The 19,850-nt window shown below is 40.0% G+C and carries 9 protein-coding genes and 1 pseudogene; 5 read left to right on the top strand and 5 right to left on the bottom strand.

Annotation, left to right across the window (positions count from 1 at the left end):
* Positions 1–128: 128 nt before the first annotated feature.
* The 3 genes from H6A27_RS08975 to H6A27_RS08985 form a co-directional block, all read right to left on the bottom strand.
* Entirely contained in the window at positions 129–971 is an 843-nt protein-coding gene (locus tag H6A27_RS08975) for an MBL fold metallo-hydrolase (RefSeq protein WP_204508455.1), read from the bottom strand.
* 335 nt (positions 972–1,306) lie between these two features.
* Positions 1,307–3,073, bottom strand: a complete 1,767-nt coding sequence (locus tag H6A27_RS08980; protein WP_204508456.1) for a RagB/SusD family nutrient uptake outer membrane protein — start codon at positions 3,071–3,073, stop codon at positions 1,307–1,309.
* 15 nt (positions 3,074–3,088) lie between these two features.
* Positions 3,089–6,319, bottom strand: a complete 3,231-nt coding sequence (locus H6A27_RS08985; RefSeq protein ID WP_204508457.1) for a SusC/RagA family TonB-linked outer membrane protein — start codon at positions 6,317–6,319, stop codon at positions 3,089–3,091.
* 1,001 nt (positions 6,320–7,320) lie between these two features.
* Between H6A27_RS08985 and radA the strand changes: the two genes are divergently transcribed.
* The 5 genes from radA to H6A27_RS09010 all read left to right on the top strand — a co-directional run bounded on the left by radA (position 7,321) and on the right by H6A27_RS09010 (position 15,194).
* Positions 7,321–8,694 carry a DNA repair protein RadA gene (gene radA / locus H6A27_RS08990; RefSeq protein WP_204508458.1) on the top strand — a complete coding sequence of 458 codons (1,374 nt, stop codon included), beginning with the start codon at positions 7,321–7,323 and terminating at the stop codon, positions 8,692–8,694.
* Positions 8,695–8,796: 102 nt separating this feature from the next.
* A complete protein-coding gene (locus H6A27_RS08995) occupies positions 8,797–10,362 on the top strand; it encodes an ATP-binding protein (RefSeq protein WP_204508459.1) in 1,566 nt (521 codons plus the stop codon).
* Between the two features lie 65 nt (positions 10,363–10,427).
* Positions 10,428–12,071, top strand: a complete 1,644-nt coding sequence (locus H6A27_RS09000; protein ID WP_204508460.1) for an NAD(P)/FAD-dependent oxidoreductase — start codon at positions 10,428–10,430, stop codon at positions 12,069–12,071.
* A 44-nt stretch (positions 12,072–12,115) separates the two neighbouring features.
* Entirely contained in the window at positions 12,116–12,697 is a 582-nt protein-coding gene (locus H6A27_RS09005; RefSeq protein WP_204401468.1) for a response regulator transcription factor, read from the top strand.
* An 85-nt stretch (positions 12,698–12,782) separates the two neighbouring features.
* The gene (locus H6A27_RS09010) at positions 12,783–15,194 is read left to right on the top strand and encodes a TonB-dependent receptor (RefSeq protein WP_204508461.1); all 2,412 of its coding nucleotides are present in this window, start codon (positions 12,783–12,785) and stop codon (positions 15,192–15,194) included.
* A 106-nt stretch (positions 15,195–15,300) separates the two neighbouring features.
* Here H6A27_RS09010 and H6A27_RS09015 read toward each other — a convergent pair.
* Positions 15,301–18,699, bottom strand: a pseudogene (locus H6A27_RS09015) (glycoside hydrolase family 2 TIM barrel-domain containing protein); the annotation flags it as partial.
* A gap of 124 nt (positions 18,700–18,823) precedes the next feature.
* Positions 18,824–19,762, bottom strand: a complete 939-nt coding sequence (locus tag H6A27_RS09020) for a Ppx/GppA phosphatase family protein (RefSeq protein ID WP_204401472.1) — start codon at positions 19,760–19,762, stop codon at positions 18,824–18,826.
* Positions 19,763–19,850 lie beyond the last annotated feature (88 nt).

The raw sequence follows: 19,850 nt of genomic DNA on the forward strand, positions 1-19,850 counted from the left end.
AAAAAGGAAGAATGTATATATTATTCACACTCTTCCTTAATAAAAACAATCTGAATATGTTATTCAATTACTCCCCTTCCCCAATATATCTTCACCTTGAATAAACCAAACTCACACAGTTTACTTCGTTAAAATCCCCCTTTAGGGCGAGAATAATCCAGTAATTCCAAATCTTTCACACAACCTGTATGATTATAAAATACCATGTCACCCCACTGAGAATAAAACAAAGCGTATTTATCAACTCCAGAACAATGGCAAACTCCCAATTCTTCAGGGAATAATTCTTTCAAACCTTTTACTATTACATCACATTTTTCTTTCGGAGAATTGTGTATATGAAAACCGCCTATAAGCATCCGCATACGAATATTTTCAAAATACGAGCATATAGTGCGCAAAATATTTGTAATTCCACGATGCGAACATGCGCTAAGAACTATCATTCCTTCTATCCCTTTCAGTACCAAAGCCAACTCATCCTCAAAGCGGTCAGGAATCAGCTGTCCATCACGTCTAACAAGGAATTGTTCAAAATGAGTATCATTCTCGTCAGTGACAGGCAAATCCGGGAACACCCATATACCGGAAAGTATTTCTGTGGTTTTCTCAACAAAAATGAAGCGAGACATATCTAAACGTTCAGCATTTTTGATACCATTCTCTCTTTCTCCTTTGAATTTACGGTCAAGGGCCTCTCGTTTACATATTACTTTCGCCTTCTTATTGACTTCAAGGAATGCTTCAAGTCCACCTGAATGGTCACTATGCCCGTGCGACAGTACAAGATAGTCCACACGCTGCAAATCGCAATGCAACAGACGTGCATTTCGTACAAATAAATCCGATGCTCCTGTATCGAAAAGAACTACATGGTCGCCTGCTTCGACATATAAGGACAAGCCATGTTCAGCCTGCAGCTTACGGCCATATACACAGTTCTCTACTAATGTTGTTATTCTACATTTCATCTCTTTTCATTTAAAACTGTAACAGTGATTATATACAATTATAGTAAAAACTTATATTACCACAAAAACGTACGGACAAATAATAAAAAAAGCATTTGCTTATAAAGAAAAAATCCTTCACACAACACATTCAGTTGATAATAAACAATCACATAACCTTATAAACAAAGGCTACTGCAGAAAACGCAATCATAACACAAAAAAAACTCAATTATTGTATAACACAAATAAAACAAAATTACCCAAGCGAACATTTTAGTAAGCTTGGGTAATTTTATTTTTATTCAAAATGAGAAAATACTTCTCAAATCATCACACTAATCAAAACTATAGTTTTACCAACCTGGGTTTTGCTTAAGATTAGGAGACTTTCCTATTTCATCTGTTGGTATCGGTGACAGATAATGCTTCGGATCCTCAAATATCGGAGTCGGACTCTGACCTACATAACGTTTTTCATAAATTGTCAAAGCACCATCAGAATTCACACCTACAGTTTCCTTCAATTCAGCCAATTCTTCGTCTGAATACCCTGCTCCTTCAATGATTATACCTAAACGCGGAGCTGTCAACAAATTTCCACATTTCCAACGACGAATATCATCGTAACGTACTCCCTCGGCAAACATTTCTATACGACGTTCGCGACGGATTTCACGAATCAGTTTCGCATTATTACCAGATACATTCGGATATGCAGCCTCGATTACTGGATCGTCAAATGGTACTGTCAACTCTAATTTCTTGTTAAAACCAACACGCGCACGTAGTTTATTAATTGTCTCATCCAAGTCGGTCTGAGTAATTGTACCTAATTCTGCAGCAGCTTCAGCACGGATTAACATTATCTCACCCAATCTGAATACAGGTGCATCTTCTGTACCCTGGTAATGAGAAGCACTATACTCTTCTACATTATAAAACTTAACTATCGGATAACCAGTAGAACATCTACTTGGATTGCCAGTATTAGTAACAGAAGCAATATTAGGAGCCTTGCCATCCATATAATAACAATGATCAACGTCAGTTACATCCGGAGTTGCAGTTGTTTGCAACAGACGAGGGTCTCTGTTGGCCAATTCAGCAATCAATGTTGTATGCTGTGTATGTCCCTGACAGTTACACAAAGATATCGGTAAGCCAGTTGTTGCACACAGATAAGAATCAGCACAGTTCTTACTCATACCCAACGGAGTTTCCCCTACGAAAATCTGTCGAGTCAGGTTATTTCCTTTATCTATTCCTGGATCGTAAGCTTTAGACAAAATTACCTCAGGATTTGTAGCCTGGTCGGCAAGGCAGAACAATTCATGATATGCAGTAGCCGGACTTGAACCTTCATATAGAGAATATCCATACTCCGCCTTCATCAATTCACAAGCAGCATTATAAGCCTCTTGCAAGAATTTATCCGGATTTTCCAATCCATGATATTTACGCCATGTTCCTTCAAAAAGACACATACGTGCTTTTAAAGCCAAAGCAGCATCCTTACTAATAACTGTAACATCTGTTTTTTTAGGTAACCATTCAATCGCCTGATTGATATCTCTCAGCATATTGTCCATTACCAGAATACGCGAATCACGAGCCTTATACATCTCCTCATCACCGGGATTCATCACATTCTCAAACCATGGCACATCTCCATAAGTTTTAACTTTATTGAAATAGTCCAAGGTTTTGAAGAATAATATCATACCTGCATATTTATTTTTTACCTCTTCACTTTCTGGAGATTGTCCATAATTAGCCAAGAAATCATTACATGCACGAATATTCTCCCATTTCCACTGGGTATTATTTGCACTTGAAGGTACCGTAGCCAAGCCAAAACTTGTTGTATTACGTTCCCAAGGCAATACATCATCACTTGTAAAATCTTCCCCCAACATACCCCAGTCATAACTCTTTGGATTACCATAACCAACGATTAATTTTGGGTAAAAATCATTGCAATATTGTTCCAATGCTATTGCATTGGCAGTTGCAAAGAATTGTTCTTTTCCAATTGCATCCAGCGGTTCTCTATCCAAGAAGTTACAACTAGCCAATGCCATTGTAAACAAACACCCGCTTAATATATATATTTTTTTCATAATCATAAATCTTTTTTAGAATGTTAGATTAATACCAAATGAATATGAACGGCAGAACGGATATTGTTTCATATCCGAATTTAATGTACCAACCATTCCATCTGACGACTTCTGATAAGTATTTCCAGTCATATCAGGATCAACATATTTATACAGACCTGTTGCTTCCCACAAATTCTGAGCACTGAAGAAAATCTTCAACTGAGAAACGCTTAATGGTTCCAACCATTTTTTAGGTAATGTATATCCAATCGTCAAATCACGCAAACGTATATAAGATGCGTTCTGCAAATATTTCGTTTGAGTCTTACGACTTCTGTCATTCCATAAAGGCACAGGATAATAAGCATCAGGATTGTCTTCAGACCATGAGTTATCCACATGATAATCATTGATAGCACTGTTCCATACACCACTAAATCCCCAGAATACTTCGTTTGACAGCCACAAATCACGTTTCATCACACCTTCAAACAAAGCACGTACATCGAAGTTCTTCCAGCTTAATCCCAAATTAATATTAAAACGATAACGAGGTGTCTGATTACCAATAATAGTCTTATCACCATGATTACTCAAAGTGTTGATAGGTCCTAATTCACTATCACCTTCGTTAACTACTCCATCACCATTGATATCTGCATAACGGATATCTCCAGGAATCCAAGTATTAGATATATAAGACTGACGTACAGACTGTTCAGCAGCTTCAGCTGCATCTTTTATAAATCCTTCAGTCGTATAACCCCAGATTTCGCCCAAACGTTTACCTACGTAAAGGTCATTTAATGTACCTGTAGGATTATCATATTTTGTAATAGTTGAGTAACTATCAGAGATTCCAATTCCAACATTATAATCCATCGGACTTCCTGCCACATTTTCAATACGGTCATTCCAGTTCAAAGAGAGTTCCCAACCATTAGTTCTCATACTTGCAAGGTTCTCTTTACCACCGCTTGTACCCATAGTATTCGGATAAGCTTTTGACACTACCATATCATCAGTATAACGCAAGAAATAATCGAATGATGCAGTCAAACGGTTATTTAATAATCCTAAATCAATACCAAAGTTAGCAGTAGTTACCTTTTCCCAAGTTACATTATTATATGCCAACGTAGCCGGAGTTATACCTGTAGGTATTTTACCAGAAAGCACATAATTCAGAGTTTCACTACCAACTGTTCCAATGTAATCAAAATTACCATTAGTCACCTGATTACCCAAAGATCCGAGAGATGCACGCAATTTTACATTATTAAACAATTCTCGAGCCGGTTCAAAGAAATTTTCTTCAGAAAGTCTCCAACCCAATGATGCTGATGGGAAGAATCCCCATTGACTACCAGAAGCATATTTAGAAGAGCCATCATAACGTCCATTCAATTCTACAAGATATTTACCCTTATAATCATAATTTAAGCGGAAAAAAGCACCTTGTACAGCCCAAACAGTAGCTTCTTCACTCAATGTTTCCTTATCTTTAGCCATATCTATAATAGGGAAATCATTCATATACAGATTAGCAGCTACACCATACATATTGCTGGTAGTTTTACGTTCCTGATTATAACCGGCCATAATAGAGAATGAATGGTCTTTAATCTGTTTTTTATATTCGGCCCAAATATTCAATGCTTCGTATGTATCGTCATACTTTCTTAATCCGGCTTTATTTGTAGGCATTTTCGCCGTTTGGGAACCATCCGGATTAAGCTGATATATGGTTTTCAAATGTTCACGCTGTGTACGGAAATAACGGTTTCCAGTATAATCCCCCTTTATTGAAAGTCCTTCAAAAGGAGTAATATTGAATGAACCTGTGTACCATACATCATCATAAACATTCTTTACACGTCCGGCTTCTTCCAAAATACCTGCATAGTTGTAGTTAAAATTACTACCTTCCATAGCAGCAAAATGCTCTCCATCCGGTAAATAAACAGGAATAAACGGGAATGAACGATACACTTCATAATAAGGAGAACTACCCATATAAGCATGAGCATTAGGCTCATCGGATTCACTACGGTTATATTTCGCACGGAAACCTATTTCCAGCCATTTGGTTATCTGAGTAGTGAAATTAAACGACATATTGATTCGTTTATATGTATCGGTACCATAGGCCAATAAACCATCCTGTCCTTTGTAACCAATTGAAGCATAATATGTATTCTTCTCAGTACCACCCTGAATACTTGCATTATGCTGTTGCATGAAAGCAGCACTCTTATAAAACTCATCAAACCAATCTGTATTTCCAGCATAAGCCCATTGACCTTTCGCTGTAAAAGCACCGGTTTCATCCAAAAAAGCAGACGGGCGACTTGGATCTTGACAATAAGCATGTACAGCATCTACCAGTTCCTGACTAAAATAGCCACTACCACTGGAATTTGTATTAGCTAACTGTACTGCATCAATCCATTTATCGGAAGAGATTCCATCTGGCAGTCGTGATGGTGCAGACCATGAAAAATTGTTGTTATAGTTTATTGTAACTTTCTGATCTTTCTTACCCTTCTTAGTTGTAATGAGAACCACACCAAATGCAGCACGTGCTCCATAAACCGCTGCAGAAGAAGCATCCTTTAATACAGATACACTTTCTATATCCTGAGGATTCAACAATGAAATATCATTGGTTTCAACCCCATCGACCAATATTAATGCCGAACCACCATTCAATGATGTAATACCACGTACATTAAATGTAGCTGTAGCATTTGGATTACCACTTGGCATAGTAATGTTTAAGTTTGGAATAGCACCTTGCAAACCTTGGGCCAAGTTCGCGATAGGACGGTCTTGCAACATATCACCATCAGTCATGGCAACTGCACCGGTCAAATTTACCTTTTTCTGTGTTCCGTAGCCAACTACAACTACCTCTTCCAAAGCTTGAGAGTCTTCCTTCAATATAACTGAAAGTGGATTACCATCCCATTTAATTTCCTGAGTTTGATATCCAATGTACGAAATTTGAATTACATCCCCGATTTTAGCACCTGTCAAAGTAAATTTACCATCAAAGTCTGTAATAGTACCATTTGTAGTACCTTTCACAACAATAGAAGCACCGATTACGGTTTCACCTGTAGCATCTTTTACTACACCACTACAATTTTCCTGCTGCTGCCCAATACTTGTCAGACTTTCTGCAAAAAGTGGAGCATTCACAAAGAACGAACCACCCAGCAACAGCACTAATGCGTTTACTAATCTAATTCTCTTTAGCATAACAACAAAATTTGATTTAAGAAACAAGGTTAACATCATACTTTTAATATTAAATTAAAAATAAGGCTAACATTTACGATGCAAAGATAATAAAAAAATTAAGATAATTACAAATAATCTCAAATATTAAAAAAAATATTTATGTAAAAAGAAGATTAACACTAAGAAATAAAATAATAAAAGGCACAATAGCCCAATCTTTTTGTTTATCCAAGGGGGCCATATTAATGCTTATTTTATATTTTCAAATCCTTTTTACATGAACGAAAATTAAATTATTTATTTCCATATTTGCTTACTATATAACAAGTATCTATTTACAAAACAGTCAATTCGCCCTTGTTTATCTCGCATTTTATCACAAAAATCTCCAAATCAATAACACAACATTTTTTCATTTCTCATCATCCGGAGAGTAACAGTTAATTGCTTATCCAATTTAATCAACAAAATATACACTAAAAACAAGTTTATTGTTAAATTTATTAATTACATTAGTATTTATCCACCTAAAAGACTTCGATAAAACGTCAAAGCATCTTAACCAAAACATCAAGAAACATTTTCAAAACATGATGTTGTTTATTTAAAATCTCCAAGACAAACATTTTTATCTGTAAAAATGACATTTTTCTCTCTATTTCAAGAAAAAACACAAGCGAATTTAATATATCAATATAGCATTAAATTTAAACTATATAAAACAAACAGCAATCAATATTAAACAATATCACAACAAAATCATACTTAAAAACAACATATCTACAATTTTTACCATTATACAAACCACTAAGAATTAAATTTCTGATAAATATCAGTCCAAAGGCTGTAAGAATCATAACCTCAGACATGCAATTTATCAGATTGTCAAATTGATATTAACAAATAAATATGCCATAGATGTTAGCTGGGAATGCCATAAATTGAAAAACATAGTTTTTCATTTGCCTCTACGCTCACCTTTCATTACTTTTGCACAATATACAAAATCTGATTCAAACATGGCAAAAGACAAGACAGTATTCGTATGCACAAACTGCGGACAGGAGTCACCGAAATGGATAGGAAAATGTCCTTCGTGCGGACAGTGGAACACTTTTTCGGAAGAAGTGGTGAGGAAAGAAACACCCGTAGCCAAACATGCCGCACACGGGATTGAATCAGTACGCTCAAAGCCACAGTATCTAAGGGAAATCGTTTCATCGGACGAACAGAGAATTGACCTTATGGACGACGAGCTGAACAGAGTGCTCGGCGGCGGATTGGTGCAAGGCTCGCTCACACTGCTTGGCGGCGAACCTGGTATAGGTAAGTCAACTCTGGTACTGCAAACTGTTCTGCATCTGACAAACAAAAGAATACTTTACATTTCCGGCGAGGAAAGCGCGCGACAGCTTAAGCTGCGTGCGGACAGAATAAAGCATAACGGCGAAAGCGAATTGCTCATAGCATGCGAGACTTCACTGGAACAGATTTTTGCCAATATAAAGAGTACTGCTCCGGACTTGGTTATTATAGACTCCATACAGACTATTTCCACAGAAAATCTTGACTCATCGCCCGGCAGCATTGTACAGGTGAGAGAGTGTTCGGCTGCAATACTGAGATTTGCTAAAGAAACAGGAACTCCGGTCATACTGATTGGACATATCAATAAGGAGGGAAGCATTGCCGGACCTAAGGTACTGGAACATATAGTCGATACGGTACTTCAGTTTGAGGGAGACCAGCACTATATGTACCGCATCCTGCGAAGCATAAAGAACCGTTTCGGCAGTACTGCCGAACTCGGTATCTACGAGATGCGTCAGGACGGGCTTCGTCAGGTGAGCAACCCATCAGAACTGCTGCTCACTCAAGACCATGAGGGCATGAGCGGAATTTCAATTGCTTGTGCCACTGAAGGCATCCGTCCTTTCCTTATAGAAGTGCAGGCTTTGGTAAGTACAGCGGCATACGGTACGCCTCAACGCTCAGCAACAGGATTCGACATCCGAAGAATGAACATGCTGCTTGCCGTACTGGAGAAACGTGTAGGCTTCAAGCTTGCCCAAAAGGATGTATTCCTTAACATTGCCGGCGGACTGAAGGTAAACGATACGGCTATCGACTTGGCTGTGATAAGCGCCATACTGTCAAGCAATATGGACACAGAAATAGAATCTGGAGTATGTATGGCTGGCGAAGTGGGACTGAGCGGAGAAATACGCCCGGTAAACAGAATCGAACAGAGGATAAGCGAGGCTGAGAAACTTGGTTTCACACGTATGCTTATACCAAAGCATAACCTGCAAGGACTTGACAAAAAGAAAATAAAGATTGAACTTGTTCCGGTAAGAAAAGTGGAAGAGGCTTTCAGGGAACTTTTCGGATAAATATTATAGAAAACAAATATCTACTCAGAAAAACCAAGTTTTCCATTTGTGCTAACGCATACATTTAGCTATATTTGCAGATATTGATAAAAAACTACACTTATGAAATATCCAATCGGAATACAAAGTTTTGACCGTATCATTGAAGACGGATTTGTCTATGTTGACAAGACTGGGTTAATCTATAATCTCACCCATGAGAGTAGCATTTATTTCCTCAGCCGTCCGCGCCGTTTTGGAAAAAGCTTACTCGTTTCTACACTGAAAAACTATTATTTGGGACGTAAGGAGTTATTCCGCGGATTAGCCATAGAGAATCTGGAGAAAGAATGGAATGTGTATCCTGTTTTCCATGTAGATTTCAATGGTTCTAACTTTACAGAAGAAGGTGTTTTGGAAAAACGCCTGAATGGATATGTATCCGATTGGGAAGAAATGTATGGTTTATCATCAGACAGTGACTCACTTGATTTGGGAGGACGTTTCATCAAGGTACTCGAAGCCGCACACAGAAAAACAGGACGTCGCGCAGTAGTACTGATTGATGAGTACGACAAGCCTATTCTTGATGTGCTCGATATAAATTCAACTCTGAAAGACCGTCATCGTAACGTACTGAAAGGTTTCTATTCTGTATTCAAAGGAGCAGACGAACATCTGCAGTTTGTTTTGCTTACGGGTGTAACCAAATTCTCGCAAGTAAGTGTATTCAGCGGTTTCAACCAACCTAAGGACATCAGTATGGATACACGCTACGAAGCTTTATGTGGTATCACTCAGGAAGAGATTGAACATTATTTTCTCAAACCTATCGCCGACATGGCTATAGAATACGAATGCAGTCCTGAGGAAATGAAATTACGTCTGAAACAGCAATACGACGGTTATCACTTCAGTGACCGTATGACTGATATTTATAATCCTTTCAGCCTGCTTAACGCTTTTGACAGCAAACGAGTGTATGACTACTGGTTCCATTCAGGTACACCTACATATCTTATACGCCTACTGACCCATTTCAACGAGAATTTGAATGAACTGACAGGCAAATATTATCGTCCTGAAGAGTTCGTGGACTATAAAGCCGATATAGAAAAACCTCTTCCTATGATATATCAAAGTGGTTATCTCACGATAAAGGACTACAATATGAGGATGAACAAGTTTTTGCTTGATTTTCCAAATAATGAGGTAAAAAACGGATTCCTTACAATGTTGGCAACTTCTTATCTGAAGCCCAAACAACGTGTAGAAGGTTGGATAGATGAATTGGTAGAAACATTTGAAGCCGGTGAAGTGGAAAAACTGCAAGCTATGTTTACGGCTTTTCTGGCCAGTATTCCATATACAATGCGCCGAAAGGAAGACGAAAATGAGCGGGAACGTTATTTCCAGTACACCTTCTATCTGATTATGAGGATGGTGAGCGTATATACTGTTTATGTGGAAAAAGTACAAAGCCAGGGACGTGTGGACTGTATTGTAGAAACTCCGCAATACATTTACATCTTCGAATTCAAGCTGGACGGCACTGCTGCAGAAGCTCTTCAACAGATTGAAGAAAAAGGATATGCACGTGAATACGAAACCGATAATCGCATACTATATAAAATAGGTGTAGGATTCTCATCAGAGACAGGAACAGTAAGTGATTGGAAATACATATAACATAAAACCAATCCAAACTCATCAACCAACAACTAAAAACTAAAAACCAACAACCCCACCCTAAAATGGTAAACGAATATCAACTCAGAATATTGCCCGAACAGGCTGCAAGCGAACAGTCGCTGAAGACATATATCAGCCGCGAAAAAGGACTTGACATCAGGACTATCAATGCCGTAAGAGTTCTGAAAAAGAGTATTGACGCACGTCAGCGTACAATATACGTAAACGTAAAAGTACAGGTGTTCATCAATGAGGTTCCGGACACACAGGAATACACTCCTACCGAATACAGGAACGTTAGCGGGAAACCTCAAGTAATCGTTGTGGGTGCCGGTCCTGGAGGACTGTTTGCCGCACTGCGACTGATAGAACTTGGTCTGCGACCGATAGTGATTGAACGCGGAAAGAACGTACGCGAAAGGAAGGAAGACCTGGCAAAAATCAGCCGCGAGCATAAGGTTGACCCTGAATCGAACTACAGCTTCGGCGAGGGTGGCGCAGGAGCTTACTCCGACGGCAAGCTTTACACAAGAAGCAAGAAGCGCGGCAATGTGGATAAGATTCTGAATGTGTTCTGCCAGCACGGAGCAAGCACCTCAATCCTGATAGATGCTCATCCTCACATCGGTACAGATAAGTTGCCGAGGGTAATTGAGAACATGAGAAATACCATTCTTGAATGTGGCGGAGAAGTTCACTTCAAGACCAGAATGGATGCCATCATAATAGAGAAAAACAAGGTTGTAGGTATTGAGACTAATGACGGAAGGACCTTCAGAGGTCCGGTGATACTTGCCACAGGTCATTCGGCACGTGATGTCTACCGCTGGCTGTATGCCAACGGTGTGAAAATGGAAACGAAAGGCCTTGCTGTAGGAGTGCGTCTGGAACATCCGTCAATGCTTATCGACCAGATTCAATATCACAACAAGAACGGTAGAGGTAAATATCTGCCGGCTGCGGAATATAGTTTCGTGCAGCAGGTGGACGGACGCGGTGTATATAGTTTCTGTATGTGTCCGGGCGGTTTTGTAGTTCCGGCTGCAAGCGGTCCCCACCAGCTTGTCGTAAACGGAATGAGTCCAAGCAACCGTGGTACGAAATGGAGCAACTCGGGAATGGTGGTAGAGATTCGCCCTGAAGACCTGAACGACCCTACACTGCAACTGCAGGCATGCGAAGCGATTGAAGAATCTGCCGAACAGCAGACAGAAGAACTGATACGCAAGACAACCAAAGATGGAGAACAGTCTGTACTGTCTATGATGCAGTTCCAGGAAAGACTGGAACAGATATGCTGGCAGCAGGCAAATATGCGACAGACGGCACCGGCACAAAGAATGGTGGATTTCACAAGAAAGAAACTGAGTTACGACCTTCCTGTCACTTCCTACAGTCCTGGAATTATATCATCTCCCCTACACTTCTGGATGCCCAAATTCATCAGCGAACGTCTGAGCAAGGGATTCGAAATGTTTGGCAGAAGTTCGCGAGGTTTCCTTACCAACGACGCGGTGATGATTGCTGTAGAAACACGCACATCGGCACCGGTAAGAATTGTACGCGACAACGAAACACTGCAGCATGTCACAGTGGAAGGACTATTCCCATGTGGCGAAGGTGCAGGTTATGCCGGAGGAATAGTCTCTGCAGGAGTTGACGGAGAGAGATGCGCAGAAGCTGTTGCTGCGTTCATGAGAATTTAAACACCATTTAAATACCATTTAAACACTGTTTAAACAACTATAAAATGATTCCCGAAATAGCAATCATAGAAAGAAATACACTAACGGCATTAGGTTTGCAAACAATTTTGGAAGAGCTGATACCGCAAGCTACTATACGTGTATTCCATTCCTACGAGGAACTCATAGACGATACCCCCGACATGTACGCCCATTATTTTGTGTCAATATCAATATATTTCGAGCATACAGCTTTCTTCCTCGAAAGAAAGCCAAAGAGTATAGTCCTGTCAAACGGAGATCCTCAGATTCCATTGGGAGTACCTGTCCTAAACTCATTACTGCCGCAAGAAAAACTGATTAAGGCTTTTATGGATATGCGCACCAAAGGACACGAGATGACGCATCATCCTGTAAAGGCTCACTCCAAAGAGAATATGCCTGTACTTTCGGCAAGGGAAATAGAGGTATTGATTCTTGTGACAAAGGGATATATAAACAAAGAGATAGCCGAAAAACTGAATATAAGTCTGACCACAGTGATATCCCACCGGAAGAACATCACAGAAAAGCTTGGCATAAAATCCGTTTCAGGACTGGCCATTTATGCTGTCATGAACGGATATATTGACGCAGACAGTATATAAAAATCATAATAAATTAGGATTGTACGTTTTCGCGATTTACATTTTCTTTGCATTCGAATTACAAAAACCATATACAGACTGAAAGATGAGAAGACGCACATTTCTAAAAACATTTAAGTTCATTGCGGCAGGGGCTACCGTAGCCACGGGAGTGCTTCCTGCCTACAGTCTGCCCATAAACGAAAACATCAGCGCGCCGGCAGACACAACCAGAGTGATAGATATAGAAGAAGTGGTGGTCATAGCGACGCCAAAAGAAAATAACAGATTGAGACAACAGCCTCTGTCAGCAACATCATTCTCGCAGGGAGACATGCGAAACAACTCTGTGACATCGGTAAAGTCACTATCAGGTCTTGTTCCAAACCTGTTTATACCTGATTACGGTTCAAAACTTACTACATCCGTTTACGTCAGAGGTATCGGTTCGAGAATAAACACTCCTGCCGTAGGACTATATGTTGACAATATTCCTTTCATCGACAAGTCGGCTTTCGATTTTAACTACTCCGATATTGAACGTATCGACGTATTGCGCGGTCCGCAAGGTACCCTATACGGGCGCAACACTATGGGCGGACTAATCCGTGTATTCACTAAATCGCCGTTCACTTACCAAGGTACAGACGTAAGTCTTGGAGCTGCAACTTATAATAATTACAAGGCTTCGGTGACACATTACCACCGTATATCAGACAAGTTTGCTTTTTCTGCAGGGGCTTTCTATGAGCATGATGGAGGTTTCTTCGAAAATGTAGCCCGCAACAACGAAAAGATTGACAAGGGTAATGAGGCCGGCGGCAGGATGAGAGCTATCTGGCTTCCAAAGGACAATCTGAAACTTGACTTCACCGTGAATTACGAGTATTTAAACCAGGGAGGCTATCCTTACCAGTTGACCAGTCTTTCCGAAAATGATATTTACTATCAGGACATTAAAGGAGATTTGGGCAAGGTGGCATATAATAACGAATGTGGATATATGCGTCATCTCCTTAACGGCGGCCTAAATCTGGAACATCAGGCAGACAATTTCATTCTCAGCAGTGTGACAGGTTTCCAGTATCTGAAAGACGAGATGAACCTCGACCAGGATTTCACAAGAAAAAATGTTTACACTATGTCGCAGAGACAGAATTCCAAGACATTGAGTGAGGAAATTGTGCTTAAATCGAAACCGGGACGCCGCTGGCAGTGGACTACAGGTGTTAGTGGCTTTTACCAGTGGCTTGACACTGAAGGACCTGTTACTTTCCATGAGGATGGTATATCTTCATTAATGGAGGATAACGTAAACGGTATATTCAAGAAAATAAAGGAAGAAAAACCTATGATGCCTGATATGAGCCTTGATATAACTGACAATAATATATTAATCGGCGGGAACTTCAAATCACCAATGCTCAGCACAGGTATATATCATCAATCAACAATAAATGATATTATCTTTGAAGGACTGTCTTTCACTGCAGGTCTGAGAATGGAATACGAAAGATATTGGCTGGACTATAACTCTAACGCCAATATCAACTTTGATTTCAAGATATCCGTCATGCCAATGCCTTTCAAAGACTTGAAATCTTCGCCTAACGTGAACGGCAATATAAGCCACGATTATATACAGTTATTGCCTAAATTCGCCTTACAATACGATTTTAATAAGAACAATAACATTTACGCATCAGTAACGAAAGGTTATCGTTCGGGAGGATATAACATACAGATGTTTTCAGAAATAGTACAGGGTGAAATGATTAACGGCATGATAGCCGCATTAGATGAAAAGAGCCATGGCATGGTTTCACAAATGGGAGGTGACAAAATTCCTCATTATGAATATGACATACAGGAAACAACCATGTATAAGCCTGAGTATTCATGGAACTACGAGATAGGTTCACACCTAACTATGTTCGACGGACGACTGCAAGCTGACATTGCCGCATTCTATATGGATACTCACGACCAGCAGATTTCACGTTTTGCGGAAAGCGGCTTGGGACGTATAACCGTCAATGCAGGAAAGAGCAGAAGCGTAGGTGGAGAGCTTGCACTGAAAGCACAGATAACAGACGCATTCAGTCTGAACGGTAATTACGGATACACTCATGCCACATTCACAGACTATGTAGTAAGCGACGAAGTAAACTACAATGGCAACTACGTGCCTTTCGTTCCTAAACATACATTCAACATTGGAGGACAATATATCTTCCGTATGAAGAGAGGTGCATGGCTGGACAATATCATAGTGAATGCCAACTATAAGGGAGCCGGACGTATATACTGGACAGAACAGAACAATGCATATCAGGATCTGTACGGCACCCTGAACGGACGCGTCAGTCTGAACAAAGGCAACGGACAGATAGGTCTATGGATTAACAATGCCCTCAACACAGATTATCAGGCTTTCTACTTTGAGTCGATGGACAGAGGATTCGCACAGATGGGACGCCCGATGCAGATTGGTGTAGATTTCAGATGCAGATTCTAACCCGCAATAATTGATTATAAAAATAGCCCGCGGTTGATATTATAAAATCAGCTTCGGGCTATTATTATGTTATGGGAAATCGTAAATCTTTAATTTAAAGTCATTGTGGCAAGTCTCCTGCCGCTGATACCTTGGCATTATCAGTCAAATCGGCTGCAGCAGGACGGATAATAAAGCCAAAAGTATGATTTCCGGCCTTGATTCGGTCTTCCTCAAGAGGTGCTCCCTGTCCGCAACTGCTACCACCAAGCCCCATCATTTTCATGTCAATATGCAGATAATTGCCATCAGATTCAGGCAACTGATATGGGTGAGGCGCTTCTACCATTTGCATGGCCGACCATGGCAACGCAGATGCAGAGAATGGCGATGAAATAGAGATAAACTGTACTCCCATACCGTCAGTATCTGTCAAAGCACACCAGCGGACACCCTCACGATTGCCCATTGACTGTGGCTTAGGAAAGTTTACAAACTGATTTTCTACTGTACTACTATATAACTCAACGAACGCTCCATTCATCCTGTCATTATAGTTATTATGTGGACCACGACCATAATAAGTATAATTGGAAAGTTCCTTAGGAGTCTTCATTACATAGCCCAAACGCGGCAAATCCAAATCCGGCTCATTGGATATAATATTTGCCTGTAGCTCTATTGAACCATCAGCATACACCGTCCATACCTGGTTTGTAGTGAACTTAAAGTCTTCCGGTCCGAAATCCTTGGATTTGGTAATCTCATATCTGCCGGAGCTAATACCCAAATCACGTATTTTATAACCATACGGTGACTGTGATTCTACAGTATATGCTATCACGACCGAACCATCCTTACGTATATAGGCTGACTTGTCAAGAGCTTTATGATGCAGACTGTTCAATCCTTTTGCGAACCATTGTCCATAAGCCCAGTTGTCATTGTCTGTCTGAGCACGGAAGGCATCAAGCTTGGGACCGTTATTGTCAGTGAAAATTATCTTACTGCCATATAACAGACTGTTTATCGTACCTGTAACATTATCAAAAACAACGGTAAAGTCATTCCCTTTAACTATATATTCATCTTCAGATTTGCTCAAACTTAGCTTACCGCCTTTGGCCGATTCCGAAATGCTTACAAATCCTTCAGCAGATTTTACAGGCAACTGTTCTTCCATCTGTACATATCCTTTATTCGCCCACGGCATATCTTTGGCCAATAAGAACTGGACCTTGATGAAATATTCACTATCTGACTCAAGGCTGCTGAAATCATAAGGTATGGTATAGCCGGCCTTTTCACGAGGTCCTAAAATATTGCGTGGTCCTTTAAATGCGTTACTTTCGTGTACTTTCTTTCCGTCTTTCCACAATGACCACACCATCTCATAGTCTGTCATAGGCTTGAAATAGTTCTTGTTGAAAACTTCAATCTGTCCTTTAGTGATATCTACGGCCTTCACTCCTACATTCTGGTAAACTTTCTTTACCTCATAATATTCAGGTTTTGGCTTATGTCCGGGGAACAGAATGCCATTCATACAGAACATTCCGTCATTTGGCTTATCACCGAAATCACCTCCGTATGCCAGATATTTCTCGCCTGTAGTCTTGTCATAATTATAAAGAGACTGATCAACCCAATCCCATATTGCGCCACCGCATAAGAAATTTGTCGATTCTATTGCCTCCCAGTAATCTTCCAGGTTTCCTCAGGCATTACCCATCGAATGAGCATATTCAGAGATATGAAAAGGATATTTTATATCAAGAGTTCCTTTTACTGCCTCACGAGTCCAAGGTATTGACGGATATTGATTTGAGCCAATATCAACAATATCATTATTACGTTCGTACTGAACAGGACGACTGGTGTCAAAATCCTTTATAGCATTATAGGCATCAACAAAATTCTTACCTGGGCCTGCCTCATTACCCAACGACCATATCACGATAGAAGGATGATTTACATGTGCATGTACCAGTTCCATCACACGGGCTACATGAGCATCCCTGAATTCGGGTACATGCGACAGAGATTCTTTTCCATAATAATACTCATGACTTTCCAGATTGGCTTCGTCTTCAAGATATATCCCATACTTATCGCACAGGTAATACCAGTAAGGATTGCATGAATAATGGGAATTACGGACATGATTGATGTTACCGCGTTTCATAATCATTATTTCCTCTTCCATCTGATTGTGTGTGATACTGTTTCCGCTATTGGGATTTATCTCCTGACGGTTTACACCTTTCAGTTTCACAGGCTTATTATTGATATAGAAATAACGGCCTTTCAATCCAAACTCGTCATCCTTGGCTTCTGTGTCGCGTATCTCTATCTTACAAATACCGAAATAAGAGGAAACTACATCTACAGTCTTACCTTTTCTGTCTTTCAGCTCAGCTACCAAAGTATAACGGTTAGGCTGTTCTGCCGACCACAGTTCAGCTCCCTTGATTTCGAGGCATGTCGTTATCTTCCTGCTGACATCCTTGTCCAAAGTGAATGTTTCGGAAACTACAGGTTGGCCAATCTGTCCAAGAATCTCATCAGAATACAATTTGTTCTGAAATATTCTATAAGTCAGAGAATAGCCTTTAGCGGCTTTCTTATCAAGGTTACGCATCATTGCGTTTACAGATACAGAAGCGCCATCAGCCGTCAAATCCGTATCTATCTTCATATCACGCACTTCAACTTTTGCCGTGGAGGTGAGATAGGCATCGCGGAAAATACCTGGCAGGCGAAACATATCCTGAGCCTCAAGGAAAGAGCCGTCTGAATTACGGTAAACTTCCACAGCTACTATATTTTCACCTTTTACAAGATAGTCACTGATATTGAACGACGCGGTATTTCTTGAGTTTTTTGAAAAGCCAACATATTTGCCGTTTATCCATAGATAGAAGAATGAATTTACGCCATCGAAATTAATATACACATTACGATTCATCCAGGAGTCCGAAATACGGAAAGTCCTACGATAAGAACCCACTTCGTTACGGTACTTGTATGTGATCCAGTCTTTATCAGGTTCACGCATTACTCCACCTTTCCAGTCGCCAACCACCCTATTGTGTTTAAATATCACCGGTTGATTGCAATAAATCGGTACTCCATATTTCAAAGAGCCATCTTTCTGTATTCCTACGACATTCCAACAGGAAGGGACTGTTATTTCATCCCAGGCTGTATCGTCAAACTGAGTTTCGAAGAACGTTCTCGGACGTTCATCCGGATTTGGCGCCCAATGAAATTTCCATTATCCGTTCAGGCTATGCCAGTAAGCGCTTGCTTCCGGATGTACCTCTTTTGCGCTTTCCACATCAGCAAAAGAGAAAAAATAAGCACGCGGCTGTTCTTTATTAAGTGACAGTTTCTCAGGTGATTCCCATTCTGTTCCTTCAGGATGATGTACTGTGTCATACATAAAACCGCCCAAAGGCTGCTGTGCATATATAGAGCTATACACAATACCGCACAGAATTAAACTCAAAGCAATTTTTCTCATAGTTGATAATATTTCACGATTATTCATGCTACAAAAATAAATCTATCTTTTATAAGTAAAAAATATAAAAGATAGATTTAGATTCCATGATATGTGAGTTTAACTTATATATGGCGATTAATAATCAGTTCTCATTGTTAAGGACTTTCCATTTATTGCGCAAATAAATGCCATCAATAACTCCATCGGCAAGGCCAATTACAGGTACATAGATATATGTAGCTTTTATTATATCAGCAATGGTGAGGAATATTTCTCCTGCAGGAACAATAACATCCGCACGGTCAGGCTTGAGGCTGAACTTCAGCATTCTTTCTGCTACCGTAAGCTGTTTAAGCTCGTTATGCAACTCCTGCAATGAAGCGACAGTGATACGCGCACGCTTCTTATCCTTTTTATCAATCATGCGATACAGTTTGTTGATGTTACCTCCTGAACCGATAATATTTGTATCAGGATAAGACTGGGCCAATTCTGCCATATCATTCTTAAGCCTGCTCCACTCCTCATCCTTGACAGCTTCGTTCAGGATACGTACAGTACCGATATTGTAAGAACGGCTACATACCAGTTGACCTTTAGAAATAAGATTTATCTCTGTACTACCTCCACCCACGTCAACATACATGTAATTTCCTTTGCGGTCCTCCATTGATTCCACATGATTGTTATAAACAATCTTCGCTTCTTCCTGACCGTCAATAATCTCGATTTGAATACCTGTTTCTTTTGCTATTCGCTTGATGATTTCAGGACCATTCTTTGAATCGCGCATTGCGGAAGTGGCACATGCGCGATAGTCCTTAACGTCATATATCTTCATAAGATGGCTATATGCCTTCATCAGGCGAAGCATGTTCTTGGCACGTTTATCCGAAATCTTATTCTTTGAAAAGACGTCAAACCCCAGACGTAACGGTACACGCAACAACAAGACTTTAGAAAACTTTACACCTTCCTTTGTTTCTTCAAGGTGCTTGATAAGCAAACGTACAGCATTTGAGCCTATGTCAATGGCCGCATAATTCACACCATTAAGTGTAGTTTCAAGTTCCTTACTCATAGTATCCGGTTTTTATATTTTAAAAGTTAATCCATATAAACAAATAATTGCCTGCCACCATACCCTCACGGGCAAGCGGCAAGCATCA

This window comes from Bacteroides caecigallinarum, assembly GCF_016902295.1.
Lineage (GTDB): Bacteria > Bacteroidota > Bacteroidia > Bacteroidales > Bacteroidaceae > Phocaeicola > Phocaeicola caecigallinarum_A.

Coding starts and splice junctions, on each gene's coding strand:
- H6A27_RS08985 (WP_204508457.1), bottom strand. CDS start 6,319: ATGCTAAAGAGAATTAGATTAGTAAACGCATTAGTGCTGTTGCTGGGT.
- H6A27_RS09005 (WP_204401468.1), top strand. CDS start 12,116: ATGATTCCCGAAATAGCAATCATAGAAAGAAATACACTAACGGCATTA.
- H6A27_RS09010 (WP_204508461.1), top strand. CDS start 12,783: ATGAGAAGACGCACATTTCTAAAAACATTTAAGTTCATTGCGGCAGGG.
- radA (WP_204508458.1), top strand. CDS start 7,321: ATGGCAAAAGACAAGACAGTATTCGTATGCACAAACTGCGGACAGGAG.
- H6A27_RS09020 (WP_204401472.1), bottom strand. CDS start 19,762: ATGAGTAAGGAACTTGAAACTACACTTAATGGTGTGAATTATGCGGCC.
- H6A27_RS08995 (WP_204508459.1), top strand. CDS start 8,797: ATGAAATATCCAATCGGAATACAAAGTTTTGACCGTATCATTGAAGAC.
- H6A27_RS08980 (WP_204508456.1), bottom strand. CDS start 3,073: ATGAAAAAAATATATATATTAAGCGGGTGTTTGTTTACAATGGCATTG.
- H6A27_RS09000 (WP_204508460.1), top strand. CDS start 10,428: ATGGTAAACGAATATCAACTCAGAATATTGCCCGAACAGGCTGCAAGC.
- H6A27_RS08975 (WP_204508455.1), bottom strand. CDS start 971: ATGAAATGTAGAATAACAACATTAGTAGAGAACTGTGTATATGGCCGT.